Here is a 26,827-nt window from a genome sequence, read left to right as displayed (position 1 = left end):
CGCAGTCCCCGCCTACCGCGCCAGGTCGGCCACGACGGCGTCCAGCACGATCATGCCCTCAGGCGTCGCGCGCAAGCGCGAATTGCCGATCGGCGCCACCAGCCCTTCGCCCTGCAGGATCGACAACCGTGCCGAAGACAGCGACTTGCCGGAAAACTGCTCGTAGCGGGCGAGGTCGATGCCTTCGACCAGCCTGAGGCCCATCAGCAGGAACTCGTCGGCCTCTTCCGAGCGTGTCAGCGTCTCGCCGCCGACCACGCCATGGCCACGTTGCTCGACCAGTTCGACCCAGCGCTCCGGCAGCTTCTCGGCGATGGTGACGATGCGCGTGCCGTCCTCCAGGAAGCGGCCATGGGCACCGGGGCCGACGCCGACATATTCGCCGTAGCGCCAGTAGGTCAGATTGTGCCGGCTCTCGGCGCCCGGTTTGGCGTGGTTGGAAATCTCGTAGGCCGGCAGGCCGTGCGCCGCCGTCACTTCCTGCGTGATGGCGTAGAGCTCGGCCGCATGCTCGCCGTCGGGGATCTCGAACTTGCCAGCATTGTAGAGCTGGAAGAAGCGCGTGCCTTCTTCGATTGTCAGCTGGTACAGCGACAGATGGTCGACGGCATAACCGATCGCCTGCTTCAGCTCCGCCGCCCAGGCATCCGGCTTCTGGCCGGGTCGGGCATAGATCAGGTCGAAGGACAGGCGCGGAAAAATCTCGCGTGCCAGTCCGATCGCATGCAGCGCCTCCTCGACATTGTGCAGCCGCCCGAGGAAGCGCAAATCCTGGTCGTTCAGCGCCTGCACGCCCAGCGAGACGCGGTTGACGCCGGCCGATCGGTAGCCACGGAAGCGCTCTGCTTCCACCGACGACGGGTTCGCCTCCAGCGTGATCTCGGCGTTGTCTGCGATCGTCCAGTTGGAGGCGATAGCCTCCAGCACGGCGCCCACCGTCTCCGGCCGCATCAGCGACGGCGTACCGCCGCCGAGGAACACGCTCGTCACCTCGCGCGGCCCGGTGCGGGCGCGCATATTTGCCAGTTCCGTGGCAAAGGCGCGGGCAAAGCGTTCCTGGTCCACCGGCTGGTGGCGGACATGGCTGTTGAAGTCGCAATAAGGGCATTTGGCCGCGCAGAACGGCCAGTGCACATAGACGCCGAAGCCGGGGTCGCGGCTGAGCGACGCAAAGGCCATCAGGCCGAACCGAGCATGGCGCGCGCGAACTTCTGGAAAGCCCGCGCCCGGTGCGACAGTGCGTCGGCTTGGCCCGGCTTCCAGCCGTGCTTTTCCTCGGCGCTCATCTCGCCAAAGGTCTTGTCGAAGCCTTCCGGCAGGAACACCGGATCGTAGCCAAAACCCTTTTCGCCGCGCGGCGGCCAGACCAGATTGCCCTCGGCCTCGCCACGGAAATACTCGGCGTGTCCGTCCGGCCATGCCAGGCAGATGACGGCGACGAAGCGGCCGGTGCGCTGCGCGACGGCGTTGGCGCCGCGCTCCTGCAGGGCGTCCTCGGTGCGCTGCATTGCCATGGCAAAGTCGCGCGTGCCATCCGGCTTTTCGGCCCAGTTGGCGGTGTAGACGCCGGGCGCGCCGTCGAGCGCGTCGACCACCAGCCCTGAATCGTCAGACATTGCCGGCAGGCCGGTCGCGGTCGCCGCGGCCAGCGCCTTGATGTAGGCGTTTTCCTCGAAGGTCGTGCCGGTCTCGTCGGGTTCGGGCAGGCCGTATTCCTTGGCCGACTTGGCGCCGATGCCGAACGGCGCCATCAGGTCGGCGAATTCGCGCAGTTTGCCGGCATTGTGGCTGGCGATCACGATCTCATTGTCGGCAAGCTTGCGCATCAAAGGCCCCATAGTTTCGGCTCGGCGATCTCGAGCGAATTGCCACTGGGATCGCGGAAATAGATGGAACGGCCGCCATTGGGCCATTCGAAATCAGCTTCGATGGCGATGCCCTCGCCTTCGAGCCGCGTCTTCCAGTCCTCGACTTCTTCGGCCGTGCCGGCAAAGCACAGATGCCCCGGGCCTGACGTGCCATGCGGCGGCACCGGCAGCCTGGCATCGGGCTTCGGTGACTGCCGCGTCGCCTCGGCGTAAAAGAGCAGAAGCACGCCCTGGCCGCAGCGGAAGAACACATGCCGCCCCGGCACCTTGGCGATCCGCTCCAGCCCCATCACCTCGCCGTAGAAGTTTTCTGCGGCATCGAGGTCGGTGACATAGAGCGCGGATTCGAGGATCGCCGAGGGCTGCATGGCGAGAGCCTCAGCCCACCGCCATCTTCTGCAGGTCGACCAGACGCGCAATACCCTTGCGGGCGAGGCCCATCAGCTGCAGGAACTCCTCCTCCGAGAACGGCGTACCTTCGGCGGTGCCCTGGATCTCGACGATGCCGCCCTTGCCAGTCATGACGAAATTGGCGTCGGTGCCGGCCGAGGAATCCTCGACATAGTCGAGGTCGATGACCGGCTGCCCATCATGGATACCGCAGGAGATCGCCGCGACATGGTCCTTCAGCACCTTGTCGATGCTGACCATCTGGCGCGCTTCCATCCAGCGCAGGCAATCGTACAGCGCGATCCACGCGCCGGTGATCGAGGCCGTGCGGGTGCCGCCATCGGCCTGGATGACGTCGCAGTCGACGGTGATCTGGCGCTCGCCGAGCGCCTGCATGTCGACCACGGCTCGCAGCGAGCGGCCGATCAGGCGCTGGATTTCCAGCGTGCGGCCGCCCTGCTTGCCGGAAGAGGCTTCGCGGCGCATGCGTTCGCCGGTCGAGCGCGGCAGCATGCCGTACTCGGCCGTCACCCAGCCCTTGCCGGTGTTGCGCATCCAGCCCGGCACCTTCTCTTCAAGGCTGGCCGTGCACAGAACATGGGTGTCGCCGAACTTGACCAGGCACGAGCCTTCGGCGTGCTTGGAGATGTTGCGCTCGAAGGAGATGGCGCGCATTTCGTCGAACTGGCGTTTGGAGGGGCGCATACGGCTACTTTCTATAGCGAAATCGGAAATTGTTGCCGGCTTGTAGCCCCATGGCAGGACCAGCGCAAAGGAAAACCGGTTCCGCTGCTGGAGCAGTTGTGTTCGTGCCGCGGGCGTCTATATCATTTTGGACGGAGACCATGAAGCAGATGACCAAAGCGGTACCCGATCCCAGCCTGCAGTCGCTCGACATGCGTTCGCGCGACATCTTCCGGCGCATCGTCGATTCCTACCTGCGCGACGGCGAGCCGGTGGGCTCGCGCAACCTGTCGCGCATGCTGCCCTCGTCGCTGTCGCCGGCCACCGTGCGCAATGTCATGAGCGACCTCGAGCAGCTCGGCCTCGTCTACGCGCCGCACATCTCCGCCGGCCGCCTGCCGACGCAAAAGGGGCTCAGGTTCTTCGTCGACGCCTTCATGGAGCTTGGCGATCTGCCTGACGACGAACGCCGGACAATCGAGGCGCAGGTCAAGGCTTCGGGCGAGGGCGCCACGCTGGAGCATATGCTGACCGAGGCGAGCCAGATGCTGTCGGGCATGTCGCGCGGCGCAGGCCTCGTCCTCGCCGCCAAGAACGAGGTCGCGCTCAAACACATCGAGTTCATCCAGCTCGAACCGACCAAGGCGCTCGCCGTGCTGGTGTCGCAGAATGGCGATGTCGAGAACCGCGTCGTCGAGCTGCCGCTCGGCGTCACCGTCTCGCAACTGCACGAAGCGTCGAACTTCCTGAACGCCCATATTCGAGGCCGTACCCTTGCCGAGGCCCGGCTGGAGATCGCCCGTATCAAGGACGAGACCAAGGCAGCCCTCGACACGCTGTCGCAGGACCTCGTCGAAAAGGGTCTCGCCGTCTGGGCCGGCGCCGAGAGCGGCCTGCCGGCGCGCCTGATCGTGCGCGGCCGCGCCAATCTGCTCGAAAACGTCACCGCCCAGGCCGACATCGAGTTGCTCAAGCACCTGTTCGAGGACATGGAAACCCAGGACGGGCTGATCCAGTTGCTCGATCTTGCTGAAGAGGGCTCGGGCGTGCGCATCTTCATCGGCTCGGAAAACCGGTTGTTTTCGCTGTCCGGCTCGTCGCTGGTCGTCGCGCCCTATCGCGACAAGGATGCCCGCGTCGTCGGCGCGCTCGGCGTCATCGGCCCGACCCGGCTCAACTATGCCCGCATCGTGCCGATGGTCGACTATACGGCGCAGCTGATTTCGCGCATGCTGAGGTGAGCTGAAACTGCGGAGAACCGACCATGGCACTCGAACAGATCAAGGCCCAGATAGCCGTGCTGCTCCAGGAAATGGTCAACCAGCCCGAGGATTCACACGAGTTGCAGGAGCAGCTGCGCGAGAAGCTCTCCGAGCTGCGCGCCCAGGGCCTGCCGCTGCCCAAGGACCTCGTCGACCTCGAAAAGCGCCTCGACGACGATTTTTCCGAACAGGAAGAGTGAGCAGACGGGGCAATCACGCCTTGTTGCCAGCCTTGTCTTGCTCGCCCCACGTCACCTGCCGGTAGTCGAAGCCATATTCCAGCGTTGGTTTGACGATGCGGAAATAGGGCGACAGGTCGAAGTCGCGCGGCGTGTACAGCGAGTGGTGGCGGATGTGCATGATCTCCTGGCGCATGTAGGTCGACTGCGCCGAAGCGCGGCCGGGGGCGCGGGTGATCTCGGGCAGGATCGGATAGCGGATCTCACCATAGGCCTGCGCGATCATCGTCGAGCAGATGGCGCGTGTCGGGTCGCCGGAACCGAAGGCCAGCATGCGGCGGCGCCAGCGCACGGGCACCGGCGGCCGCGGAATGAAGTAGCGCAGCATGTCGGTGATGTTCTTGAGGTCGTATTTCAGCCCGAGCCTTTGCACCATGAATCTGACGACATGATCGCGATCCTCCGGTGACAGGCCGTTGGCCCGGCAGATGCGGGTGTTGTAGGTGCGGTATTTCGACAGCGGCACGGCAACGCAGCCTTCTCCGAGATTGACCTCGATCAGCCGTGGCCGCTCCGATCCGTCCGTTGGCTCCGGCAGCGCGTCGCCGACATAGAGTGCAGAATGCGACCAGGTCGACTGCGTCAGATACTTGATGACGGCCGAAATGCGCTGGTTGCCTTCGATCAGAAGGATGTCGCCGGGCTCCAGCGTTCGCCGCAGCGTGTCCGGGTCAGAAGGTGTGTAAGGCTCGTAGCCGGAGGATTCGACCTGCAGCCGGGAGGCGAGCCAGCGGCCGAGACGGTCGAGCAGGGTGTCGGTCTTTTGCGTCATGACGCACAGGACGTAACATGAGCCGGGCCGGCGATGCCAGCGGGGCAAACAGCTAGTCGGCTTCAGTTTCCGCCACGGTTCCGCCGAGGTCGTCGCGGACCTTCTTGGCCAGCCTGCGCGCCGTGCGCCGTGGCTTGTCCTCGAACAGTTCGGCGGCGTCGGCGAGGCACAGCTTGCGCAGCGCTTTCTCCGAGCGCTTGAGCAGCCTGACCAGCTGTTTCGGTTCGGGGCCGTCGAACGGCTTTTCGCCGGACTCGATCAGCTGGCGCATAACGAACACGTCGTGCAACTCGCCCAGGCTTTCGCCGAGTGCTTCGACGCGCTCGCGGCGCGGCTTGACCGGCGAGGGCCACAGCTTGCGCAGCAGGGACAGGTGTGCGGCATGCCGCTTCACCGCCTTGCGCAGCTCATGAAAATCATCCGCTTCGCCGCGCTCGCGGGATTGCTGCAGCGCCTTGCGCGCCCGCCTCAGCGTCGCCAAGGCGCCGTCTGCCAGGACGTCGGCGGCATGCTCCGGCAGGTCGGGCAGAGCGAGGGACTGCAGCGCTTCGAAACCTGCCTGGCATTCGCCGATTGCCGTGTCGAGTACGGCGTCCAGGCCTGCATCGCCATGGGCTGCCTGCGCGCGATGGCGCACCAGCATGGCGCGGATTGCGATCAGCCCGGCGTCTGCGGCGTACTCGGCGAAATCCTCAGCCAGCCGGTCGATGGTTTCGATCAGCGCGGTCGCCTGCCGTGGTGCCGCGATCGAGGCCGAGATGGCGCGGTAGCGGTCGTTCTCCGCGCGGCAGAAGGCCTCGTCGCCCGGCCACACCAGGTGCAACAGCGCACGCAGCGCCTTGAGCCGCCGGCGCGCCTTGTGCAGCGCCTTGTCGGGATTGTCGCGGGCGGTGACCAGATGGGCGGCGATTTTTTCGATCTCTTCGCCGGCGATACGGCGGACCTCGCCGGTAAGCGCCAGGCGCGGATCGATGCGAAAGCTCATGCAACGGCCTCCGGGACGTCGTCGCTGTGGGCGAGCGACGCATTGTAGTAGCGCGGATCGCCGGTCACCTCGCGGCCGAGCCAAGCCGGTAGTTCGGATGCCGGAACATCCTCCGGCGTCTCCAGTTCCGCGATGATCAGCCCCCTCAGTTCGCCTCCGAAAACGTCGATCTCATAGAGGCGGCCACGATGGCTAACATGGTGACGTGTCTTCTCGATGACACGGCCGATGGCAAAATCCATCATCTCCTCGGCCTCGGCGAGGGGCACCTGATACTCGAATTCGTCGCGCACGCGACCCCTGGAGCCGAATTTCAGCGTCAGCGTCGCCACTTCGCCATCGGAGATGCGCAGCCGCACGGAGCGGCCGGTATTCGAGGCGAGATAGAACTGGCGGATGCGGATCCTGCCTTCGACAAGGCTTCGCCACTCCTGTCCGTTTACCAGGAACTTGCGTTCGACTTCCTTGGCCATGGACGCCAATAAAGCGCGGCCCGGCAGTCGGTGCAACGTTTCATTTGACTTTAATCAATCGATTGATTAAATCACCGGAATGAGCAAGACACAGACCCCGCAAAATCCCTCCGCAGCCGACGCCACCCGCCTGGCACTCGTGATGGCTGCCCTGAAACTGTTTGGCCGCCAGGGCTTCGACGGCACCTCGACGCGCGAGATAGCCACCGCAGCCAATGCCAATATCGGCTCGATCGCCTATCATTTCGGCGGCAAGGAAGGGCTGAGGCTGGCCGCAGCCGACCATGTCGTGGCGACCATCCAGGCGATCGCCAGCCAGGCGCTCGGCAATGCCGGGCTGGCCCAGCCGCAAGTAGTTTCCGCCGCAGAGGCCGAGTCCCAGATCGAGGCGGCGGTGGAGCGCATGGTCGGCTTCATGGTCGCCCGCCCCGAGGCTGGCGAGATCGTCCAGTTCGTGCTGCGCGAGCTGTCGACGCCGACCGATGCGCTCGACCGTATCTACAGCGGCGTGTTTGAGCCGGTGCACCGCAGGCTGTGTCACCTCTGGGCCGCCGCCACCGGCGAGGAGGCCGAGAGTGAGCGCGTCAGGATCAGCGTCTTCATGATGATCGGCCAGGTCGTCTACTTCCGCATCGCCCGCGCCGCAGTCCTGCGCCGGATGGGCTGGGGCGACATCGGCCCCGCCGAAGTCGGCAAGGTCATCGGCATCGCTAGGGAAAACGTCGCAGCCGTCATCGCTGCGCGAAAGGCAGGAAAGCCATGAGTGTTCTGTGTTCCATACCCTTTGCCGCACAGCTGTTTACGGCCTGTGCCGGCCCGGCACCTCTGGCCGTCGGTTATGTCGAGGGCGACTATGTCCAGCTCGCTCCCATCGAGGTGGCGCAGGTTGAAACCGTTTCCGTCCGCCGCGGCGACCGCGTCGAGGCAGGCAAGCCCGTCGTCACGCTGGAAAGCGGCGATGCCAGGATCGCGGTGACCCAGGCCGAGGCAGCCCTTGCCCAGGCAGAGGCGCAGCTCGCCGACCTCAAGATCGGCAAGCGTCCCGACGAGATCGCCGCCCTCGAGGCAGCCGAGCGCTCCAGCCAGGCCCAGGCCGACGATGCTCAGCGCAGCCTGACCCGTACCCAGGATCTCGCACGACGTTCGATTGCCACCCAGGCCCAGCTCGACGACGCGACGACCAAGCTCGAAGTCGCCCAGGCGGCCTTTGGACAGGCCACAGCCAACCTCGCCGTCGGCCGCCTGCCGGCCCGCAGTGAGGTGATCAAGGCTGCCGAAAAGCAGGTCGAGCAGGCCCGCTCAGCGCTCGGCCAGGCCGAGTGGCGGCTGTCCAAGCGCACGCTGACCGCACCCGCCGCCGGCCGCATCGACGACGTCATCCGCAATGCCGGCGACACCGCCGGCCCGTCCTCGCCGGTGCTGTCGGTGCTGCCCGACGGCGCAGTCAAGCTGACCTTGTTCATCCCGGAGAGCGCGTTTTCCTCCGTTCATGTCGGCACCCGCCTTGCCGTACGCTGCGACGGCTGCGCCGACGGGCTCACCGCCAAGGTCAGCTATGTTTCGCCCGATCCCGAATTCACCCCGCCGGTCATCTACTCGCTCGAGAACCGGCAGAAGCTCGTCTACCTCGTCGAGGCGCGCCCCGAAGACGCCAACTCGGCGCTGCAGCCGGGCCAGATCGTCGATGTGGCACTGGAGAAGGGAGTAGGGGAGTAAGGCAGTAGGGCAAAACCAGGAGCGTTGCTGCCCCGTTGCCCTATCCACTTACCGCCCTGCCTACGGCACCCATGAACGCCATCGAAGTCACCAACCTCGTCAAGCGCTTCGGCGACAAGACCGTCGTCGACCATGTTACCATGACCGTCGCCGAAGGCGAGATCGTCGGTTTCCTCGGGCCCAACGGCTCGGGCAAGACAACCACCATCCGCATCATGTGCGGCCTGCTGACGCCCGACGAGGGCGAGGGCCAGGTGCTGGGCTACGACCTGCGCACCGACAGCCTCAAGATCAAGCGCGAAGTCGGCTACATGACGCAGAAGTTCTCTTTCTACGAGGACCTGACGATTGGCGAGAACCTCGAATTCGTTGCCCGGCTCTACAAGCTCAGACCTGTCGAGGAGCATGTCGCCCGAACCCTCGAAGAGCTCGGTCTGACCACGCGCCGTAACCAGCTTGCCGGCACGCTGTCGGGCGGCTGGAAGCAGCGCCTGGCACTCGCCGCCTGTATCATGCACAAGCCGAAGCTGCTTCTACTCGACGAACCCACGGCCGGCGTCGACCCTAAGGCGCGGCGCGAATTCTGGGACGAGATCCACCGCCTGGCGCGCGGCGGGCTCACCGTGCTCGTCTCCACCCACTACATGGACGAGGCCGAGCGCTGCCACCGCATCAGCTACATCTCCTATGGCAAGATGCTGGCGTCGGGCACCGTCGAGGACGTCGTGCGCAATGCCGGGCTGACCACTTTCGTCGTCTCGGGCCCGCGGCTCGACCATATCGCCGCAGCGCTTGAAGGCCGGCCCGGCGTCGAGCAGGTCGCCCCCTTCGGCGCCACGCTTCATGTCGTCGGCTCCGACGGGCAGAAGCTCGAGGCAGCCCTTGCCGACATCGGCAGCCGCGAAGGCGTGACCGTCGCGCCGGGCGAGACCAGCCTCGAGGACGTCTTCATCCAGTTCATGGCCGCTTCCAGGGACAATATGTCATGACCGCCAACGGCTTCTTTTCCTTTGCGCGGCTCGGTGCGCTGCTGACCAAGGAATTCATCCAGATGCGGCGTGACCGCATCACCTTCGCCATGATGCTCGGCGTGCCGCTGATGCAGCTGGTGTTGTTCGGCTTCGCCATCAACAGCGACCCCAAGAGCCTGCCCGCAGCACTGCTCGCCACCAGCAACGACCAGTACACGCGGGCCATGGTCTCGGCGCTGCAGAACACCAACTACTACCGCTTCGACCACATCGCCCATACCGCCGCCGAGGCCGAGGAGCTGATGGCCAGCGGCGAGGTTGCCTTCGTCGTCACCATCCCAGCCGATTTCGGCCGCCGGGTGGCGGCCGGCGACGCGCCGCAGATCCTGATCGAGGCCGACGCCACCGATCCCTCGGCCTCCAGCGGTGCCGTGTCTACGCTGGGCACGGTGGCCAACCAGGCGCTGCTCAGGGCCCAGGGCATGGAAGCGTCTTCCGCCGAGACCGCCAAGGGGCAGCTCGAGGTCGTCGTCCATCGCCGCTACAATCCCGAGGGCATCTCGCAATACAACATCGTGCCCGGCCTGCTCGGCGTCATCCTGCAGATGACCATGGTGATGATGACGTCTATGGCACTGACCCGCGAAACCGAACGCGGCACGATGGAAAATCTGCTCGCCATGCCGGCGAGCCCGGCCGAGATCATGCTCGGCAAGGTCTTGCCCTATCTTGTCGTCGGCGCGGTGCAGGTGACGGTGGTGCTGGTCGCCTCCAAGCTGCTGTTTGCCATCCCGTTCATCGGCTCGCTGTCGTTGCTTCTGTCGGCGATCCTGGTCTTCGTGCTGGCGCTGGTGCTGCTCGGCTACACCATCTCGACCATTGCCCGCACCCAGATGCAGGCGATGCAGCTGACCTTCTTCTTCTTCCTGCCGTCGATCCTGCTGTCGGGCTTCATGTTCCCCTATCGCGGCATGCCCGGCTGGGCCCAGGCGCTGGGCGAGATCCTGCCGCTGACGCATTTCCTGCGCATCATCCGCGCCGTCATGCTGAAGGGTGCAGAGCTGCCGGCCATCGCCGTCGAAGTCGGCATTCTCGGCCTGTTCGTTGCCGTGTTCGCCGGGCTGGCCCTGTTCCGCTTCCGCCGCACTCTGGACTGAGAAGGTCTGGCAGCTGCCTTGTGGCATGAGCTTTTGCGCCGCCCATGGCTCTGCTAGGCTGCCTGCTCCCGGCTGAAGGTGCGGCACATGCTTCGCGGCGGACTAAGCAACGCGCTGACAGCGCTCCTGCTGCTTTTCACTGGCGTCGGCCAGGCGAGGGCCGATGACCTCTATACCGTCGGTACGATCACCAGCGGCACCGCGCCCGAGCGGCGCGACATCGGTTTTGCCAATTGCCTGCGCGATGTCGTCGTCCGGGTCACCGGCGACAGCAGGCTGCTCAATGAGCCGCGCCTTGCCGAACAAGCCGCGCATGCCGGCGAGCTGATCGCCAGCCACAGCTTCCGCGACCGCATGAGTGGCACACCTATTCATGACGAGCAGGGCAGCTACGACCGCCCGCACGACCTGACCTGCGTCTTCGACCGCGCAAAACTCGACGCCTTCCTGAAGTCGTTCGACCATAAACCTTGGCTCAAGCGTCCAAAACTTGTCGCCGTCATCGGCGCCCTCGACATGAAGGGGAGGGCCAGCATGCTGGCCAGCGACAGCATTGCCCCGCGCGATGAAGACATGCGCGCAGCGCTGGTCAGCGCCGCCGACAAGGCAGCCTTGCCGCTTCTGCTGCCGTCGCAGCAACAGTTGATGCAGGCGGGGCTTTCGGCTTCGACCCTCGCGAAAGCCGATCCGGCGCGCCTCGGCATCCTGGCCCGCATGGCCGGCGGCGAGCGGGCGCTTGTCGGCACCATCGTCTGGAACAGCAAGCCTGCCGGCTGGGTCGCCGAATGGCGCATCGCCGACGCGTCGCCCGCCACGCGCTGGGGCATTTCAGGCGTCGGCTTCGATGACGCCTTCCGCAACGCCGTCTCAGGCGCCGCGCAGGTGCTGTCGGGGCATGAGGCGCCGTAGTGGCCGCCTTGTAGAGGCGAGGCGCTCCGGGTCTGCGAGGCCGCGCCTATGAGGTTGGCGATTCCTCTCCCTCACGAAATGGGAGAGGTGGCCGTGCTTCGGGCGTTCGTCGTTGGAAGAGCCAAATCGTTGGCCTGCCGCGAACACTCCTCACCCCATCAGCGACCTGACCCGCTTCTCGCCACCAGCCTTGCGCCACGCATTGAACCTGTGCGTCGCCGCCGCGAACGAGATCTTCATCGCCTGGGACACTGAGTAGCGCGACTTGCCCTCGTCGAACAAGCGGTAGCAGCATTCGACGCCGTCGGGCGTCAGTTTGCCATCGCAGGTCTTGTTGTGCGGGTTGGCCGGGTCGAACTGTTCCGGCTGCGGTTGGAGCATGCCCTTGAGGCGGGCGAGGTCCGCTTCGATGCTGGCGATCAGCTCGAGCACGGGCTTGGGGTCGATGTGATGCGCGTGCTGTTTGGCCGCCATTGTGCATTCCTTCTATCAGGTGAGATTAGGCTATATAGCCATACATTTCCCTATAACAAGGCGGGCCGCCGCAGCTTCTTGGACATGCGGCAAATAGATCACGCCAGGTGCCCATATTGACCGGTCAGCGTCGAATGCATAGTTTAGAATTATTCTAAACTGGAAGATTCGCAGATGTTGTCCCGTGTCTTCGGCTTCGGCCGCCGCGCCTTCGATTCTTTGTCCGAGCAGGAAATCCTGGCTCTCGCCATTTCATCGGAGGAGGATGACGGCCGCATTTACCGCGCCTATGCCGACGGCTTGCGCGACGCGTTTCCGCAATCGGCCAAGGTGTTCGATGCCATGGCCGAGGAGGAGGACGGCCACCGCGCCGCACTCATCGAACTGCATCGGGCCCGTTTCGGCGAGCGCATTCCGTTGATCCGCCGCGAGCATGTCCGGGGCTATTACGAGCGCAAGCCGGACTGGTTGGTGCGTCCCCTCGGCATCGACAAGGTACGCGACCAGGCCGAGGATATGGAGCGCCAAGCCTACCGTTTCTATGTCGAGGCGATGAAGCGGACGAGCGACGCCTCGACCCGCAAGCTGCTGGGCGACCTCGCCGCCGCCGAGCAAGGCCACGAGTCGCTCGCCCAGCGGCTGGGCGATAAGCTCGTGCCGGAGGACGTCAAGGACGAGGAGCGGGCGGGCGAGCGTCGCCAGTTTATCCTTACTTATGTCCAGCCGGGCCTTGCCGGCCTGATGGACGGATCGGTGTCGACGCTGGCGCCGATCTTCGCAGCCGCCTTCGCCACCCAGGATACCTGGCAGACCTTCCTCATCGGCCTGTCTGCCTCGGTCGGCGCCGGCATCTCGATGGGTTTCACCGAAGCCGCCCATGACGACGGCAAGCTGTCGGGGCGCGGTTCGCCGCTCAAGCGTGGTCTTGCCTCGGGCATCATGACCGCTGTCGGCGGCCTAGGCCATGCTCTGCCCTATCTCATTCCACATTTCTGGACCGCCACCACGGTTGCCGCCATCATTGTCTTCTTCGAGCTCTGGGCCATTGCCTTCATCCAGAACCGCTTCATGGAGACGCCGTTCCTGCGCGCGGCCTTCCAGGTGGTCCTCGGCGGCGCGCTGGTCTTCGCCGCAGGCGTGCTGATCGGCAATGCGTGATGCCTGGGCGCTGCTCATCACCCCTTCCCCGTGAAGGATGGGGGGAGGGAGACCGACGTTGCGGCCCTATCCTTCCCCGTCCTTACGTGCAGAAGGTCCTTCAGGCGGTTAAGGGTAGCGCATAGGGTCATGGACAGAGGGGCGGGAAAGCCTGACCTCACCCATGCATATCTCGACTATCCCCCGGCGCTTCCGCCCGCTCGGTCAGCCCGTAATCCCGCACGATATGCGCGATGCGCAGCCTGTAGGCCGAAAATACGCCGCGCCGCCCTGCCATCTGCGCCTGCCTGTGTTCTTCGGTGTTGCGCCAGGCCTTCACAGCTTCCTCGTCGCGCCAGAACGACAGCGACAGAAGTCGCTTGTCATCAACGAGACTCTGGAACCGCTCGATCGACAGGAAGCCGTCGATGCTCTGGAGCAGCGGGCGCAGGTCGGCGGCGATGCCGAGATAGGCGTCGCGCCGGCCCTCCGCCGGTTCAACTTCGAAAATCACGGCGATCATGGCTGCCTCACCAGCGATGCATGTGGCTCCGAGGCCAGCTTCAGGAAGATGCGGTCCTCCTTGAGGATGAACTTCTTCCGCTCGGCGAATTCATAGTTCTCACGCCCCAGCGGGTCGGCGGCGAGTCGCGCCCGATAGGCTTCGTAGGCGGCCAGGTTGTCGATGTTGTAGACGCCGTAGGCGGTCGTCGTTGAGCCCTCATGTGGGGCGAAGTAGCCGACGAGGTCTGCTCCGCAGCGCGGGATCGCTTGGCCCCAATTGCGGGCATAGGCCTCGAAGGCAGCCTTGCCGAACGGGTCGATCTCGTAGCGGATGAAGCAGGTGATGGTCATCTTGGTCTCCGGAAATGTTGGCAATGGTTCGGCCGGCGTCGAAGCATCGGGCCGAGTTCGCGTGCTAGCGCCAGAAGGGTCTTGCGACTTCGCTCTCGGCGTCGCGGCGGGAGACGCCGATGTCATCGAGTTGTTCGTCGGTCAGTTCGGAAAGGTCGAGCCGTTGCAGATGCCTGTCGTAGCCGCGGGACAGAAATGCCAGCACCCGGCCGAACACACCCGGCGGCAGGCGTCTCGGCGTGGTGGCGAATTGGGTTTTCGTCGTCATGGCTCACTCCTCTGTCTGGTCGGAGACTACCTCTTGCCTGGCGAGAATGCTTCGACTACCATCAAACCATGGAGGTAGTGACGCCATGAAGGAAGGACCTGATATCGCCCGCATCGCCAGCCTTGTCGGCGACCCGGCGCGCGCCAACATGTTGACCGCGCTGATGGATGGCGGCGCGCTGACAGCCAGCGAGCTGGCGCTCGAAGCCGGCGTATCGCTGCCGACGGCCAGTTCGCATCTCGCCAAGTTGATGGACGGCAAGCTGCTGACGGTGGCGAGCCAGGGAAGGCATCGCTACTACGCGTTGTCAGGTGCCGAGGTCGCCAACATGATCGAGGCGATCAGCGGCGTCGCCGCCCATTCCGGGCCCAAGCGCGCGCGTCCGGGCCCACGCGACACGTCGATGCGTGAAGCCCGCGTCTGCTACGACCATCTCGCCGGCGACCATGCAGTGGCGATGTTCGACCGCCTCATTGCCCAAGAGATCATCGTCCGCGACGACGAGGAGATCAGGCTGGGCCCGGCGGGCCAGGGTTTCTTCGCCGCCATCGGCATCGATACCTCGACGCTCGGCGCCTCGCGCCGGCCGATGTGCCGCGCCTGCCTCGACTGGAGCGTCAGGCGTTCGCATCTGGCGGGATCGCTCGGCACTGCGATCCTCGACAAGATCCTCGCCGAGAAATGGGCGCGCCGCCCAACAGGCAGCCGCGTCGTCGAATTCACCCCGCCAGGACGCAAGGCTTTCGAGAAGCTGTTCCTCGCCTGACGCCCGATCCGTCGCAGCCACGCCGCTGACAGCCCCTGCCGATGTAACCGCGCCGCGAAACCTGTGGATAGTTTCGCGGCAATTGGTCGTTACATCGGTGGCGCAAAAGACACATCTTAACCAATGCCGCCCGATCCGGTCTAAATGCCTAGAAAAAAACACTATTCAGCCCTGATCGGGCGCATTTTCACACGAAGATTAACATCGCGTTCACCGAAGATTCACACCCGCCGGCTATGATCGCTTTCACGTTCGGGACGAGCCCCGGGCGGACAGGGATAAGAACAATGGCTATCTGGAACCACCTCACTTACGCCGCTGTGGCGTTTCGCGAATTCATCGCCCCGACCTACCGCCCCGAACGCCACTACATGCGCGGCCCGGGACCTGCCTGTGCGCGCCGCACAAACACGCTTCAGTCGCGCGTGACCTTCCACTGATCATGACTGTTACCGGACGTCACGAAAGTCGCATCGCGCGGCCGACCAGCGATCACCGCTCGACCACCTTGCGCGGCGAGCGCCGGGCGATTGTCGCCACGCGCATCTAACGGCTTGCTCGCTACGCCGGCGGCGCAAGCCCGGCCAACCCCAGACGAGCTCTTCAAGACATGATGACAAACCGGCGCGCTGCTTCTTTGCGGGTGCGGGCGCCTTGCCGATCGGCCCGTTCATACGGGCCATTCCGCCTTCACCACATGGCGTGGCTGGCGTTCAGCTCCTTCAGCACTGCATCCTCCTTGAGAACCGTGCAGAGGCGCGCAATGTTGGGCCAGGCCAGAGCGAGCTTGGCCGGCTCCGGGTGCCAGTACGCCAGCATCAGCAGATAGACGTCGGCGATCGACATATGCGTTCCGGCCAGCCAGTCCCGGCCTTCCAGCGCCGCATCGACAACATTGAAGCTGCGTTCGGCCTCGGCGACTGCGGCCGCCTGCACCGCCTCGGTGCCGCCGGCGTCCGTCGTGTAGCGATGAGCGTAATATTCGCGCAGCAGCGCCGGGTAGGTCACCGATGTCAGGAAGGCCATCCAGCGCAGGAAGTCGGCGCGGCCTGTCGCATCCACCGACGGCGCCAGCCGGGCGTAGGGATGGCGCTCGGCGATCAGCTGGCACATCGCAGCGGACTCCGTCATCGCCTGCCCGTCCGGCAGCACCAGCGCCGGCACCTGGCCGAGCGGGCTGATCTGGCGGAACTCGGCTGCGGGCTCGACGCCCTTGACCACTTCGATGCGTTCGAATGGCACACCCGCCAGAGCGAAAGCCGCCTCGACGACAAAGCCGCCGCTGCCGGCGCGTGTATAAAGCCTGTACATTTCTGCCCCCTGCCGTTCTCGCACGGCGCTCGGATATGACATGCCGTCGACATCCTGCTCAAGGCGGGCAGGCGCTTGACAGGATCGATTTTTCGCCGGTCCAGCCGCCACGGCTCTGCTGCGCTGCCTGATCCTCCGTGATCGGGATCGATTTTCGCATTCGACCGGCGCGCGGCCGAAAGAAACTCTGCTAGCCTGTCGAAATCCGTCGAGGTGGCGCGACTTCCGTTCGGCCCGCGACGACGCGGCCGGGAACAACAGGAGACGACAATGCAGTACATGCTTCTGCTTCATCACGACGACACGCCCTTTGCGGCGGCGAGCCCGGAAGACCAGGAGAAGATGAGCGCGCCCTACATGGCCTACAATGAAGCGCTGATCAAAGCTGGAGCCATGGTTTCGGGCGAGCGTCTGCGCGGCGCGTCTTCGGCGACGACAGTCCGTGTCCGCGACGGCAAGACCGAAGTGCTCGACGGCCCCTTCGCCACGACCAAGGAGCAGCTTGGTGGTTTCTACATCATCGAGGCGCCGGACCTTGACGCCGCGCTCGGCTGGGCGGCGCGTTGCCCAAGCGCCAATTACGGCATCGTCGAGGTCCGCCCGATCTGGCCGACCCGCTAGCATGGCTCCCCGCTAGCATGGCTCAGGGCGCCGAACAGGCGCGGGCGGCGGCGGAAACCGCTGCCCGCCAGAGCTACGGCAGGCTCGTTGCCTGGCTGGCGGCGCGCACCCGCGATGTCGCCGGTGCCGAGGACGCGCTTGCCGACGCCTTTGCCGCGGCCTTGTCCAGATGGCCAGAGACCGGCGTGCCGGACCATCCCGAGGCCTGGCTGCTGACGGTGGCGCGGCGACGGTCCATCGACCAGCGGCGTCGGCGCATGACCGGCGAAGCGGGCCAGGCCCATCTCAGGCTCATTGGCGAAGAACTGGAACAGGAGATGGCGCGCGAGAAATGTCCCGACGACCGGCTTGGCCTGATCTTCGCTTGCGCCCATCCGGCGATCGAGGCCGGCGTGCGTGCCCCGTTGATCCTGCAGACCATCCTCGGCTTCGATGCCGCCACCATCGCCTCGGCCTTCCTCGTCTCGCCCTCGTCGATGAGCCAACGCCTGGTGCGGGCCAAGTCGCGCATCAGGCAGGCCGGCATCCCGTTCCGCATTCCCGAGAAGACCGAACTCGGCGAAAGGCTGGCGGCGGTGCTGGAGGCGATCTACGCGGCCTTCGCCGAAGGCTGGACCGACGCCAGCGGTGCCGAATCCCGCCGCCGCAACCTCGCTTCCGAAGCCATCTGGCTCGGCCGGCTGGTGGTCGACCTGCTGCCGGACGAACCGGAAGCGCTCTGCGTGCTGTCGCTGATGCTGCATGCCGAGGCGCGCCGGCCGGCCCGCCGCAACCCGCTGGGCGAGTTTGTGCCGCTCGGCGAGCAGAACACCTTGTTGTGGGATGCCCGTCTGATCGGCGAGGCCGACGCATTGCTGCAGCGTGCCAGCAGCTTGGACGGCATCGGACGCTACCAGATCGAGGCGGCAGTCCAGTCGGCCCACGCTGCGCGCCGCTGTGCCGGCCGCACCGACTGGGCAGCGATTGCAACCCTCTATGCCGGCCTGATGACGCTCTCGGCCTCTCCGGTCGTTGCCGTCAACCGTGCGGTGGCGGTGGCCTATGCCGGCGCGCCCGAACAAGGTCTGGCCCTGCTCGACGCCATCGACGACGCCAGGCTCAACGAATACCAGCCCTATTGGGCGGCGCGTGCCGAATTGCTGACTCTCTCAGGCAATCTCGCCGAAGCCGACAAGGCCTATGAACTCGCCATCGGCCTCGAACCCGACCAGGCCGTGTGCCGGTTCCTCAAGCGCCGCAGAGGCGACGCAGCCTCACGCAGCGGGCAGGTCAGCGGTTGAGTGCGGGGTCGCAGGCGCGCAGCATCACCGTCGCTTCGGCGTCTTCGCCAAGCGTCAGGCAGCCTTCGCTGGAGCAGAGCAGCCAGCCGTCGCCGGTGGCGCCCGATGCGGCCAGCACCAGCACTCCCTGTGGGCCGACCTTCGGTGTGTAGCGCCACCAGCCGTTGTCGAAGACAGCGCCTTCGGGCGGGTCCATGCCGGCGCCCGAGCCCTGCACGCGGGCGCCAACGATCTGGAGTTTACCGTCGCTCACGCGCCAGTCTTCTTCCCAGCGCAGTTTTTCCACCGAATGTGTCCAGCTCAGCGTGAAGGCGGCCACCGCGAGCGCGGCGGCCTTTGAGCCGGCGACTATGCACAAGCCCACGGTCAGGCCTTGTTGCTCCCTGCGGCCGCTCCAGCTTCGGGCTGTCCGCGCGTGCGCAGCCAGTGAAGCCCTATGATGACGGCCGCAAGCGCGAAACCGATTTCGTCCGTCATCGGCAGGGCGGCGACCAGGGTGAAGGCCGCTGCGGTCGCCAGCAGGCGTTCCCATGCGACCATGCGCCTGCGCAGGAAGCCGACGACTGCGGCGCCCCAGAGGGCGATGGCCAACCCGGTCTTGAAGACGATGTAGGCGACTGCCGGCCAGTAACCGATGGCGGCTGCCATCGGCCCGCCTTCCTGAAGCATGAGCGAGGGAGTGTAGACCGCCATGAACGGAATGACGAAGCCTGCTGCAGCGACCTTGATGGCCTCTAACGAGATCTTCAGTCCGCTCTCGCGCGCGATTGGCGCCGCAGCAAAACAGGCAAGCGCCACCGGTGGCGTCAAGTCGGCCAGGATACCGAAGTAGAACACGAACATGTGGCTGACCAGAAGCGGCACGCCCAGTTCGAGCAGGGCTGGCCCGGCGATTGACGAGGTGATGATGTAGTTCGGGATGGTTGGAATGCCCATGCCAAGCACGATGCAGGTCACCATCGTCAGGACCAGCGACAGGAACAGGCTCGATTCGCCCACCGACACGATGAACGCGCCGAAGGTTGTCGCGACTCCGGTCAGCGTCATCGTGCCGATGATGACGCCGACGACGGCGCAGGCGACGCCCACCGGCAGCGCCGTCCTGGCGCCTTCCGCAAGGGCGTCGCGGCACGAGATCAGCGTGTCGCGGCCGCCGCTGACGAAGGCGTTGACGGCGATCAGGGCCGCTGCCGCAACAAGGATCGCGCCGATACCGATGCGAAAGAAGCTCGCTGCCACCAGGCCAAGCCCGATCCAGAAGACCATCCGGATGACCATTGAAGGCAGCCGCAGCGCCACCGAACCGCCGAGGATCAGCAGAACGGTCATCGCAAGGCCGATGGTTCCAGCATACAGCGGCGTGTACCCGGAAAAGAGCAGGTAGACCAGCACCGCCAGCGGCAGGATAAGGAACCAGCCTTCGCGCAGCGCGCGGATCGGCGAGGGCAGGTCCGCCCGCGGCAGCCCGTGCAGCCCGTGCTTGCCCGCTTCGAGATGCACCATCCAGAATGCTGAGGCAAAATACAGCAGGGCCGGAATGAGCGCTGCCTTCACCACCTCGTAATACTCCACGCCCAGCGTCTCGGCCATGATGAAAGCCACCGCGCCCATCACCGGCGGCATGATCTGCCCACCCATCGACGCGGTCGCCTCGACGCCGCCGGCAAAGGCAGGGCGGTAGCCGAACCGCTTCATCAGTGGGATCGTGAACTGCCCGGTGGTCACCACATTGGCAACGCCAGAACCGGAAATCGTGCCCATCATGCCCGAAGCGATTACCGCCACCTTGGCGGCGCCACCGCGCGCGTGCCCGACGCAGCCCAGCGAGATGTCGGTGAACAGCTTGATCATGCCCGCGCGTTCGAGGAACGAGCCGAACAGGATGAACAGGAAGATGTAGGTCGCCGAGACGTAGATCGGAATACCGTAGATACCCTCGGTGCCGTAGGCCAGCTGGTCGATGACTTGCGAGAAGTCGTAGCCGCGATGGTTCAACGGCGACGGCAGGTACTGGCCGAACAACGCGTAAAGAAGGAAGCTTCCCGAAATGATCGGCAATGCCGGTCCCATCATCGCATAGGCGGCGAGGAATACGGTTGCCAGGGCGATCACGCCGAAGACCAAGTCGACCTGGTTCAGGTCGCCGGCCCTCAGGATCAACGGCTCATATTCGATGAACTGGTAGGTCGCCACCGCAACGCCGAGGAAGGCGAGCCCCCAGGCCAGCGCCTTGCCGATCGCACCGGCGCCGCGCGCCGTCGCCACCAGTGGAAAGGCCAACAGCAGCAGGAAGGCGACATGGGTCGCCCGCAGGACCTGGCTCGGCACGCTCAGCACATGGGCCGCAGTGGCGATCTGAAACAGAGAGAAGGCAACCGCCGTCCAAAACAGCAGCCGGCCTTCGGGTGTCTGGGCAAAGCCGCTGCCGGTCGGGTCATGGAAATCGGCTGCGGGCGGGGAGACGTCGGGTCGCGACATCGCTGGCTCCGGCAAGGGCTATGTTGGAAGTTAGGGCGGCAAGGTGCCGCCCCGCTGGATCAGGCCTGTGCGCGGGCCGGGGCCTACATCAGGCCCTTTTCCTTGTAATAGCGTTCCGCGCCCGGATGCAGCGGGATGGGCAGGCCCTTGGCGGCGCTATCGGCGGAGATCGCCTTCGCCGCGGCATGGGCTGCGGTCATCTGATCGAGATTGTCGAACAACTGCTTGGTCATTTCATAAGCGAGGTCGTCCGACACGTCGGAATTCGTCACGAGGATGTTGGTGATCGCCAGCGTCGGCACGTCGGCCGACTGGCCTTCATATGTGCCCGCCGGAATCGTGGCTGCCTGGAATGGTGCGCCCAGCTTCTCGGCGACGTCGGCCGGCACCGCCACGACGGTGATCGGCAACGACACCGCAAGGTCTTTGATCGACGCGACGCCAAGTCCGGCAGACTGCAAGGTGGCGTCGAGCTGCCGGTTCTTGATCAACTCGACCGACTCGCCAAACGGCAGGTATTCGGTCTTGCCGAGGTCCTGGTAGCTCATGCCGAGCGCTCCGAAGATGGCGCGAGCATTGAGCTCTGTGCCCGACTTGGGGGCGCCGACGGAAAGGCTCTTGCCTTTCAGGTCGGTGAAGCTGCTGATTCCGGATTCCTTGGCGGCCACGATCTGCACATAGTTCGGATAGATGGCGGCGATCGCCCGCAGCTTGTCGAGCTTCTTGCTGAAGCCTGCCTCGGTGTCGCCTTCCCAGGCCGCCTTGACGGAATCGCCGAGTGCGAAGCCTATTTCGCCCTTGCCCTGCTGCAGAAGGTTCAAGTTCTCCACCGACGCCTTGGTTGCCTGCACCTGAGTGCGCACGTCCTTGATGCTCTTGCCGTAGATTTCCGACAGCGCGACACCGAGCGGATAATACACGCCCGAAGTGCCTCCGGTCAGCACGTTGATGAACTGTTCCGCCTTGGCCGGAACTGCGGCCAGGGCGACACCGATGGCCACGGCGCCGGCAGCAAATAGCTTCGACTTCAGATGCAGCATGTATCTCTCCTCCGATTGACGCGCCCGCGCTCTGGTCTGCGCCGACTTGCGGGCATGTTAGCGGGAGGAGGTCAAATGCCAAGCCTCAATTGTTCATAGTAAACCTACGCTTTGTCCTCAGCCGCCCAGACCTTCGAACAACACCGTCGACAGATACCGCTCCGCAAAGGACGGGATCACCACAACGATGTTCTTGCCGGCATTCTCCGGCCGCGAGCCGACGATGACGGCGGCCTGCAGCGCTGCACCCGAGGAGATGCCGACCGGCACGCCTTCGAGACGCGCGACGAGGCGGGCGTTTGCCACCGCATCCTCGTTCGAAACCTTGATGATCTCGTCATACACGCTCGTGTCGAGCACTTTGGGCGCGAAGCCGGCGCCGATGCCCTGAATCTTGTGCGGGCCGGGCTGGCCGCCCGACAGCACCGGCGAACCCTCGGGCTCGACTGCCACGACATGCAGCGAAGGCTTGCGGGCCTTGATCACCTGGCCTACGCCGGTGATCGTGCCGCCGGTGCCAATGCCGGCAACGAAGATGTCGATCGACCCCTGCGTGTCGTTCCAGATCTCCTCGGCCGTCGTCTGGCGATGGATCTCGGGATTGGCCGGGTTTTCGAATTGCTGCGGAATGATCGCGTTGGGAATTGTCTGCACCAGCTCCTCGGCCTTGGCAATTGCGCCCTTCATGCCCTTGGCGCCTTCGGTCAGCACCAGTTCGGCACCGAGCAGCGCCAGCATCTTGCGGCGCTCGATCGACATCGTCTCCGGCATGGTCAGGATCAGCTTGTAGCCTTTGGCGGCGGCAGCAAACGCAAGCGCGATGCCGGTATTGCCCGACGTCGGCTCGATCAGCGTGCTCTTTCCCGGCTCGATCTTGCCTGACGCTTCGAGCGCCTCAATCATGGCGACGCCGATGCGGTCCTTGACCGATGCGATCGGGTTGAAGAACTCCAGCTTGGCGATCAGGTTCGCCGCAACGCCCTTCTCCCTGGCGAACTTGTCGAGCCGGACCAGCGGCGTGTCGCCGATCGTTTCGGTGATGGAGCCATAGATGCGTCCGCGACCTGGTACGCGCGTGGAGGTAACGGGCTTGTTCATCGATTTCGCTCCCGAAAATTGCCTGAGATGTGAACTGCGAAGATAGGGGGTCGCAGGGCAAATTCCGAGTGGGTGCCGTGCTGATTAGGTAAGGTTCACGGAAACATGTTTCCGCGAACCTTGTTTTGCAGGAATGAGATTCCAGTCAACCTGTCTACTGACGGACGGCGATAGCAGCGGCGGCACCAACCATGAAACCGGCTGCGGTCCGGTTGAGCAGCTTGAGCGCGCGTGGCGTCTTCAGGAACCAGCGCGCCTGCGAAGCCAGCGCCAGGTAGGGCACCAGCACGATCAGCAGCACGACGATCGTGACAGCGACGAGAATGCCGTAGTCGCCCAGCGTCAGCGCATGCAGGTCGACGACCGTCGGCATGATCGCCATGTAGAAGATCATCGACTTGGGATTGCCCAAGGTCACCGTCAGCCCGGCGAGGAAGCTCGAGAATAGTCCGCCCTTACCCTTCCTTGCCTCGACCGTCTCCGGCGTGATGCCGCTGGTCCAGAAATTCCAGGCGAGCCAGGCGAGATAGGCGACGCCGAGCCACTTGATCGCCAGGAACACCATGCCGAAGGACTGGGCGACAAAGGCAAGGCCAAGCGCGACGGCGGTGAGATAGGTAAGGTCGCCGAGCACGATCCCGAGCGACATGGCCAGCGACGAGCGGAAGCCCGAGCCGAGCGCGCGCGCCACCAGCGCCGTCACGCCCGGACCAGGAATGGCGGCAGCGATGGCGAGCGCACCGCTATAGGCAAGAAAACCTGTAAGGGTCATGGCGGATTCCAGGCAGGATTGAATGGCCGCGCTATCGCACGAAAGCGGTATCCATGGAATGCCGCGGGGATTGGGCCAGCGTTCACATTTTTCGGGAATTTGCCCTGTATTCTCAGAAAATGCCCTGGAGAGATCGACATTCGTCCCCCCGTCGTGTAGGCGCACGGTCCGATCGCGGCCCGGCAGACGCATGGGGTCGCCCGTTCATGCAGAAAATTCAGGACTAGGTGATGCGACCGGCTTTCGGCGGCATAGACTTCGGCACTTCCAATTCGACCGTCGGCGTTATCGAGAACGGCCGCCCGCGCCTCGTTGCGCTCGAGGGTGAAAACGTCACGCTGCCGTCGGCCATCTTCTTCAACTTCGAGGACAACCAGACAGCGCTTGGCCGCCGCGCCATCGGCGAATACACCGACGGTGCCGAAGGCCGCCTGATGCGCGCGCTGAAGAGCGTGCTCGGCTCCTCGCTGGTGCATGAGAAGACCCGCATCAAGGCGCGTTACATCGCCTTCACCGACATCGTCGGCATGTTCGTCGGCCATCTCAAGGACCGACTGGAGAACCACGTCGGCGAACCGGTCGAAAACGTCGTGCTCGGCCGTCCGGTGCAGTTCGTCGACGACAATCCCGAGGCCGACGCGGCTGCCCAGAGCGAGCTCGAAAAAGCCGCCCGCGCCCAGGGCTTCAAGCACATCGATTTCCAGTTCGAGCCGATCGCCGCCGCACTCGACTATGAGCGCACGGTGACGCGCGAGGAGCTGGCGCTGATCGTCGACATGGGCGGCGGCACCTCCGACTTCTCCATCGTCCGCGTCTCGCCCGAGCGCGCCACTTCCGGCGACCGCAAGGCCGACATCCTTGCCAATCGCGGTGTCCATATCGGCGGTACTGATTTCGACCGCCTGCTGTCGATTGCCCACGTCATGCCCGAACTCGGCTACCTCACGCCGACCAAGGACGGCAAACGCAACCTGCCGGCGGGATATTTCATCGACCTCGCCACCTGGCAGCGCATCAACCTGCTCTACACGCCCAAGGCGATGCTCGACTTGCGCGCAATCCGCTTCGAGGCCGAGCGTCCCGATCTTATCGACAGGATGATCGAGGTCGTCGATCAGCGTTTCGGTCACGCGCTGGCGACCAAGGTCGAAAAGGCCAAGATCGAGCTGACCGATGCGACCGAAACCGCCATCGACGTCGCCCTTCCGGGCGCGAAGTTCACCGCAGCGCTGACCAGGCAAGGTCTGGAGGATACGATCCGCGGCGCCGTCGACCGCGTCACCGCGACCGTCGCCGACACGCTTGCCGCAGCGCAGGTCGGCGCAAGGGACATCACCGCCGTCTTCCTCACCGGCGGCTCGACCGCCATCCCGCTGGCGCGCGAGAGCATCCTGGCCCTGGTGCCGGGCGCCCAGATCGTCCAGGGCGACGCATTCGGCTCCGTCGGCCTCGGCCTCGCCCTCGACGCCCAGCGCAAATTTGCTTAACGCTCCGGGGTGCTGGTCTTCCCGGGCTTGAGCAGGTCGAGTGCGTCCCGCACTGAGGCGGCATAACTGACGGCGGGATGCTTGACGCCGTGGTTGATCAGCATCCGTCGCGTCTGCGGCGATGCTCCTGTGATGAAGAAGCGGACACCTGCCTGCCGTGCCTTGCGTGCGGCGCCTTCGAGCACGTTCGCTGCGGTGGAATCGAGAAACGGCACGCCCGAGCAGTCGAGAATGAAATTCTTGCGCTGGTCGGCGATGCGGTCGAGCACAGCCCCCACCGTCGAGGCCGCGCCAAAGAAGAACGCGCCCGAAATGCGGTAGATGACGGTGTCGGCATCGCCCGCATCGCTCGCCTCATAGGCGTGGCGGCTGCCATTGGTGGCGTCGGCGACATCCTCCTGCACCAGTGGCTGATCGCTCTCCACCGCGATGCTTTTTGCCATGCGGTCGATGAACAGGATCGAACCGAGCGCGAAGCCGACGACGATGCCTTCTGTCAGGTCGCGGAACACCACCAGCAGGAATGTGACCATCAGCACCAGCGCGTCCCCCCATGACGAGCGGATCAGTGTCGCGAAGGCCTGCTTTTCGATCATGTTCCAGGCCACGACCGCCAGCACACCGGCGAGAGCTGCGAGCGGGATGTAGGCGGCAAGCGGTGCGGCTACCAGCATGAAGGCGAGCAAGAACACCGAATGCAGAATGCCTGATACCGGGCCGTGCGCGCCCGCCCGCACATTGGTTGCCGTTCGGGCAATCGTACCGGTCACGCAGATGCCTCCAAACAGCGCGGCACCGATATTGGCAAAGCCTTGTGCCACCAGTTCGCAGTTAGAGCGATGCCGCCTGCCGGTCATGCCGTCGGCAACGACGGCGGACAGCAGTGACTCGATCGCGCCGAGCAGCGCGAAGGCAAGCGCGTCCGGCAGTACCGCAATCGCCTTGTCCACACCGAAGCTGGGCAGGGCAGGCCAAGGCAGGCCGCGCGGAATGCCACCGAAACGCGTGCCGATGGTTTCTACCGGCAGGTCCAGCAGGGCAACGGCCACGGAAGCGACGCCGACCGCGATCAGCATGCCCGGCCAGCCGGGGCGCCAGCGTTTGAGCACCAGGATGGTGCCAATGGTCAGCACCGTAATCGCCAGGGCCGCGATGTTGACCGTGCCCATCGCATCAACCAGTGCCATCAACTTCGGCACAAGCGGACCCGGTTCCTTGCCGCTGAGCGTCAGTCCGAACATCTCGCTGATCTGGCTGGCGAAGATGATCACGGCGATGCCTGCGGTGAAACCCACCGTCACCGGATAGGGAATGAACTTGATGTAGGTTCCGAGCCTGAGATAGCCGATCGCCGCCAGGAACACCCCAGCCATGACAGTGGCGAGGATCAGCCCGTCCACGCCTTCGCGCGCCACCGTTGCCGCCACCAGAACGATGAAGGCGCCTGCCGGACCACCGATCTGGAAGCGGCTGCCGCCGAGAGCCGAGACTATGAAGCCGCCGACGATTGCCGTGAACAGCCCTTTGTCAGGCGACACACCCGATGCGATGGCGATTGCCATCGATAATGGCAGAGCCACGATTGCCACCGTCAGCCCCGAAATCGCGTCGGCCTTGAACTGCAGCGCGCCATAGCCCTCGCGGAAAACAGTCACCAGCTTGGGCGTGAACAGTTCCGCGAAAGTCGGTTGCCCGTGCTTCCCTGATCCGTATCGCCTTGGATTGCCGCCTGCATTCATCATCCGCACCACTGGAAACGCGGCGGCTTCGTCGGCAAGACTGTCGGCGGTCGCCGTCGCGACTACATCATGCGG

At 65.0% G+C, this 26,827-nt stretch carries 31 protein-coding genes; 13 read left to right on the top strand and 18 right to left on the bottom strand.

The window, feature by feature from the left end; translation table 11 throughout:
• Positions 1–12 precede the first annotated feature (12 nt).
• Genes hemW through rph form a run of 4 tightly spaced genes read right to left on the bottom strand, consistent with a single transcriptional unit; the run spans position 13 to position 2,963 of the window.
• The gene (gene hemW / locus SLT36_RS00470; protein WP_432285283.1) at positions 13–1,179 is read right to left on the bottom strand and encodes a radical SAM family heme chaperone HemW; all 1,167 of its coding nucleotides are present in this window, start codon (positions 1,177–1,179) and stop codon (positions 13–15) included.
• A complete protein-coding gene (gene rdgB, locus SLT36_RS00465) occupies positions 1,179–1,826 on the bottom strand; it encodes an RdgB/HAM1 family non-canonical purine NTP pyrophosphatase (protein WP_432285282.1) in 648 nt (215 codons plus the stop codon). Before rdgB ends, hemW begins: the two co-directional genes overlap by 1 nt.
• The gene (locus tag SLT36_RS00460) at positions 1,826–2,236 is read right to left on the bottom strand and encodes a VOC family protein (RefSeq protein ID WP_432285281.1); all 411 of its coding nucleotides are present in this window, start codon (positions 2,234–2,236) and stop codon (positions 1,826–1,828) included. Before SLT36_RS00460 ends, rdgB begins: the two co-directional genes overlap by 1 nt.
• 10 nt (positions 2,237–2,246) lie before the next feature.
• Positions 2,247–2,963, bottom strand: a complete 717-nt coding sequence (rph, locus tag SLT36_RS00455) for a ribonuclease PH (RefSeq protein ID WP_432285280.1) — start codon at positions 2,961–2,963, stop codon at positions 2,247–2,249.
• A 149-nt stretch (positions 2,964–3,112) separates the two neighbouring features.
• Between rph and hrcA the strand changes: the two genes are divergently transcribed.
• Together hrcA and SLT36_RS00445 are read left to right on the top strand one after the other, a co-directional pair.
• Positions 3,113–4,183 (top strand): heat-inducible transcriptional repressor HrcA, encoded by a 1,071-nt coding sequence (gene hrcA, locus SLT36_RS00450; protein WP_432288528.1) that lies wholly within the window; start codon positions 3,113–3,115, stop codon positions 4,181–4,183.
• A gap of 23 nt (positions 4,184–4,206) precedes the next feature.
• A complete protein-coding gene (locus SLT36_RS00445) occupies positions 4,207–4,404 on the top strand; it encodes a hypothetical protein (RefSeq protein WP_067954561.1) in 198 nt (65 codons plus the stop codon).
• Positions 4,405–4,417: 13 nt separating this feature from the next.
• Here SLT36_RS00445 and SLT36_RS00440 read toward each other — a convergent pair whose 3' ends face one another.
• The 3 genes from SLT36_RS00440 to SLT36_RS00430 are packed head-to-tail and all read right to left on the bottom strand — an operon-like array spanning position 4,418 to position 6,673.
• Complete coding sequence (locus SLT36_RS00440) at positions 4,418–5,215, bottom strand: YiiX/YebB-like N1pC/P60 family cysteine hydrolase (protein WP_432285279.1); 798 nt, start codon at positions 5,213–5,215, stop codon at positions 4,418–4,420.
• A 52-nt stretch (positions 5,216–5,267) separates the two neighbouring features.
• A complete protein-coding gene (locus tag SLT36_RS00435; protein WP_432285278.1) occupies positions 5,268–6,200 on the bottom strand; it encodes a CHAD domain-containing protein in 933 nt (310 codons plus the stop codon).
• Entirely contained in the window at positions 6,197–6,673 is a 477-nt protein-coding gene (locus SLT36_RS00430; RefSeq protein WP_067954556.1) for a CYTH domain-containing protein, read from the bottom strand. Before SLT36_RS00430 ends, SLT36_RS00435 begins: the two co-directional genes overlap by 4 nt.
• A 79-nt stretch (positions 6,674–6,752) precedes the next feature.
• On the opposite strand from SLT36_RS00430, the gene SLT36_RS00425 reads away from it, so the two are divergent.
• The 5 genes from SLT36_RS00425 (at position 6,753) to SLT36_RS00405 (ending at position 11,426) form a co-directional block, all read left to right on the top strand.
• Positions 6,753–7,436, top strand: coding sequence for a CerR family C-terminal domain-containing protein (locus SLT36_RS00425; RefSeq protein ID WP_432285277.1), 684 nt, complete (start codon positions 6,753–6,755; stop codon positions 7,434–7,436).
• Positions 7,433–8,389 carry an HlyD family secretion protein gene (locus tag SLT36_RS00420; RefSeq protein WP_432285276.1) on the top strand — a complete coding sequence of 319 codons (957 nt, stop codon included), beginning with the start codon at positions 7,433–7,435 and terminating at the stop codon, positions 8,387–8,389. Before SLT36_RS00425 ends, SLT36_RS00420 begins: the two co-directional genes overlap by 4 nt.
• A 71-nt stretch (positions 8,390–8,460) precedes the next feature.
• Positions 8,461–9,378: an ATP-binding cassette domain-containing protein gene (locus SLT36_RS00415; RefSeq protein ID WP_432285275.1), complete on the top strand. Its 918-nt coding sequence runs from the start codon at positions 8,461–8,463 to the stop codon at positions 9,376–9,378.
• Positions 9,375–10,517, top strand: a complete 1,143-nt coding sequence (locus tag SLT36_RS00410) for an ABC transporter permease (protein WP_154384700.1) — start codon at positions 9,375–9,377, stop codon at positions 10,515–10,517. Before SLT36_RS00415 ends, SLT36_RS00410 begins: the two co-directional genes overlap by 4 nt.
• A gap of 87 nt (positions 10,518–10,604) precedes the next feature.
• Positions 10,605–11,426, top strand: a complete 822-nt coding sequence (locus tag SLT36_RS00405; protein ID WP_432285274.1) for a DUF2066 domain-containing protein — start codon at positions 10,605–10,607, stop codon at positions 11,424–11,426.
• A 150-nt stretch (positions 11,427–11,576) separates the two neighbouring features.
• Here SLT36_RS00405 and SLT36_RS00400 read toward each other — a convergent pair whose 3' ends face one another.
• Entirely contained in the window at positions 11,577–11,900 is a 324-nt protein-coding gene (locus SLT36_RS00400) for a hypothetical protein (RefSeq protein WP_432285273.1), read from the bottom strand.
• Positions 11,901–12,074: 174 nt separating this feature from the next.
• On the opposite strand from SLT36_RS00400, the gene mbfA reads away from it, so the two are divergent.
• Positions 12,075–13,058, top strand: a complete 984-nt coding sequence (gene mbfA / locus SLT36_RS00395) for an iron exporter MbfA (RefSeq protein ID WP_432285271.1) — start codon at positions 12,075–12,077, stop codon at positions 13,056–13,058.
• 157 nt (positions 13,059–13,215) lie between these two features.
• Here mbfA and SLT36_RS00390 read toward each other — a convergent pair whose 3' ends face one another.
• The 3 genes from SLT36_RS00390 to SLT36_RS00380 form a co-directional block, all read right to left on the bottom strand.
• Positions 13,216–13,560, bottom strand: coding sequence for an antibiotic biosynthesis monooxygenase family protein (locus SLT36_RS00390; protein WP_432285270.1), 345 nt, complete (start codon positions 13,558–13,560; stop codon positions 13,216–13,218).
• Positions 13,557–13,892 carry an NIPSNAP family protein gene (locus SLT36_RS00385; protein ID WP_432285268.1) on the bottom strand — a complete coding sequence of 112 codons (336 nt, stop codon included), beginning with the start codon at positions 13,890–13,892 and terminating at the stop codon, positions 13,557–13,559. The genes SLT36_RS00390 and SLT36_RS00385 overlap by 4 nt, the downstream gene beginning before the upstream one ends.
• Positions 13,893–13,956: 64 nt before the next feature.
• Positions 13,957–14,160 (bottom strand): DUF1127 domain-containing protein, encoded by a 204-nt coding sequence (locus SLT36_RS00380; RefSeq protein WP_432285266.1) that lies wholly within the window; start codon positions 14,158–14,160, stop codon positions 13,957–13,959.
• A gap of 85 nt (positions 14,161–14,245) precedes the next feature.
• On the opposite strand from SLT36_RS00380, the gene SLT36_RS00375 reads away from it, so the two are divergent.
• Together SLT36_RS00375 and SLT36_RS00370 are read left to right on the top strand one after the other, a co-directional pair.
• On the top strand, positions 14,246–14,926 hold the full coding sequence (locus SLT36_RS00375) for an ArsR/SmtB family transcription factor (protein ID WP_432285265.1): 681 nt from the start codon (positions 14,246–14,248) through the stop codon (positions 14,924–14,926).
• 287 nt (positions 14,927–15,213) lie between these two features.
• Positions 15,214–15,366: a hypothetical protein gene (locus SLT36_RS00370; protein ID WP_165915964.1), complete on the top strand. Its 153-nt coding sequence runs from the start codon at positions 15,214–15,216 to the stop codon at positions 15,364–15,366.
• Positions 15,367–15,616: 250 nt separating this feature from the next.
• Here the strand turns inward: SLT36_RS00370 and SLT36_RS00365 are convergent, their stop codons facing one another.
• Positions 15,617–16,237 (bottom strand): glutathione S-transferase family protein, encoded by a 621-nt coding sequence (locus SLT36_RS00365; RefSeq protein WP_432285264.1) that lies wholly within the window; start codon positions 16,235–16,237, stop codon positions 15,617–15,619.
• Positions 16,238–16,507: 270 nt separating this feature from the next.
• Between SLT36_RS00365 and SLT36_RS00360 the strand changes: the two genes are divergently transcribed.
• Together SLT36_RS00360 and SLT36_RS00355 are read left to right on the top strand one after the other, a co-directional pair.
• A complete protein-coding gene (locus SLT36_RS00360; protein WP_067965761.1) occupies positions 16,508–16,858 on the top strand; it encodes a YciI family protein in 351 nt (116 codons plus the stop codon).
• A gap of 17 nt (positions 16,859–16,875) precedes the next feature.
• Positions 16,876–18,138 (top strand): RNA polymerase sigma factor, encoded by a 1,263-nt coding sequence (locus tag SLT36_RS00355; protein ID WP_432285263.1) that lies wholly within the window; start codon positions 16,876–16,878, stop codon positions 18,136–18,138.
• Here SLT36_RS00355 and SLT36_RS00350 read toward each other — a convergent pair.
• The 5 genes from SLT36_RS00350 to SLT36_RS00330 all read right to left on the bottom strand — a co-directional run bounded on the left by SLT36_RS00350 (position 18,128) and on the right by SLT36_RS00330 (position 23,526).
• Positions 18,128–18,502 (bottom strand): DUF1850 domain-containing protein, encoded by a 375-nt coding sequence (locus SLT36_RS00350; protein WP_432285262.1) that lies wholly within the window; start codon positions 18,500–18,502, stop codon positions 18,128–18,130. The genes SLT36_RS00355 and SLT36_RS00350 overlap by 11 nt on opposite strands.
• 2 nt (positions 18,503–18,504) lie before the next feature.
• On the bottom strand, positions 18,505–20,616 hold the full coding sequence (locus SLT36_RS00345; RefSeq protein ID WP_432285261.1) for a TRAP transporter permease: 2,112 nt from the start codon (positions 20,614–20,616) through the stop codon (positions 18,505–18,507).
• An 83-nt stretch (positions 20,617–20,699) separates the two neighbouring features.
• A complete protein-coding gene (locus SLT36_RS00340; RefSeq protein WP_182573538.1) occupies positions 20,700–21,656 on the bottom strand; it encodes a TAXI family TRAP transporter solute-binding subunit in 957 nt (318 codons plus the stop codon).
• Positions 21,657–21,773: 117 nt separating this feature from the next.
• Positions 21,774–22,754 (bottom strand): cysteine synthase A, encoded by a 981-nt coding sequence (gene cysK, locus SLT36_RS00335; protein WP_432285260.1) that lies wholly within the window; start codon positions 22,752–22,754, stop codon positions 21,774–21,776.
• Between the two features lie 154 nt (positions 22,755–22,908).
• Positions 22,909–23,526, bottom strand: coding sequence for a LysE family translocator (locus SLT36_RS00330; RefSeq protein ID WP_192318738.1), 618 nt, complete (start codon positions 23,524–23,526; stop codon positions 22,909–22,911).
• A 230-nt stretch (positions 23,527–23,756) separates the two neighbouring features.
• Here SLT36_RS00330 and SLT36_RS00325 point away from each other — a divergent pair, with 230 nt between their 5' ends.
• On the top strand, positions 23,757–25,013 hold the full coding sequence (locus tag SLT36_RS00325) for an Hsp70 family protein (RefSeq protein WP_432285259.1): 1,257 nt from the start codon (positions 23,757–23,759) through the stop codon (positions 25,011–25,013).
• On the opposite strand, the gene SLT36_RS00320 is transcribed toward SLT36_RS00325, so the two are convergent.
• Entirely contained in the window at positions 25,010–26,755 is a 1,746-nt protein-coding gene (locus SLT36_RS00320; protein WP_432285258.1) for a SulP family inorganic anion transporter, read from the bottom strand. The two genes, SLT36_RS00325 and SLT36_RS00320, sit on opposite strands and share 4 nt — an antisense overlap.
• Positions 26,756–26,827 lie beyond the last annotated feature (72 nt).

Source organism: Aminobacter sp. BA135 (genome assembly GCF_050859125.1).
In the GTDB taxonomy this organism is placed as follows: domain Bacteria; phylum Pseudomonadota; class Alphaproteobacteria; order Rhizobiales; family Rhizobiaceae; genus Aminobacter; species Aminobacter ciceronei.
The sequence above is the reverse complement of the archived record's forward strand: the minus strand, read 5'-3'. Positions and strand labels throughout refer to the sequence as shown.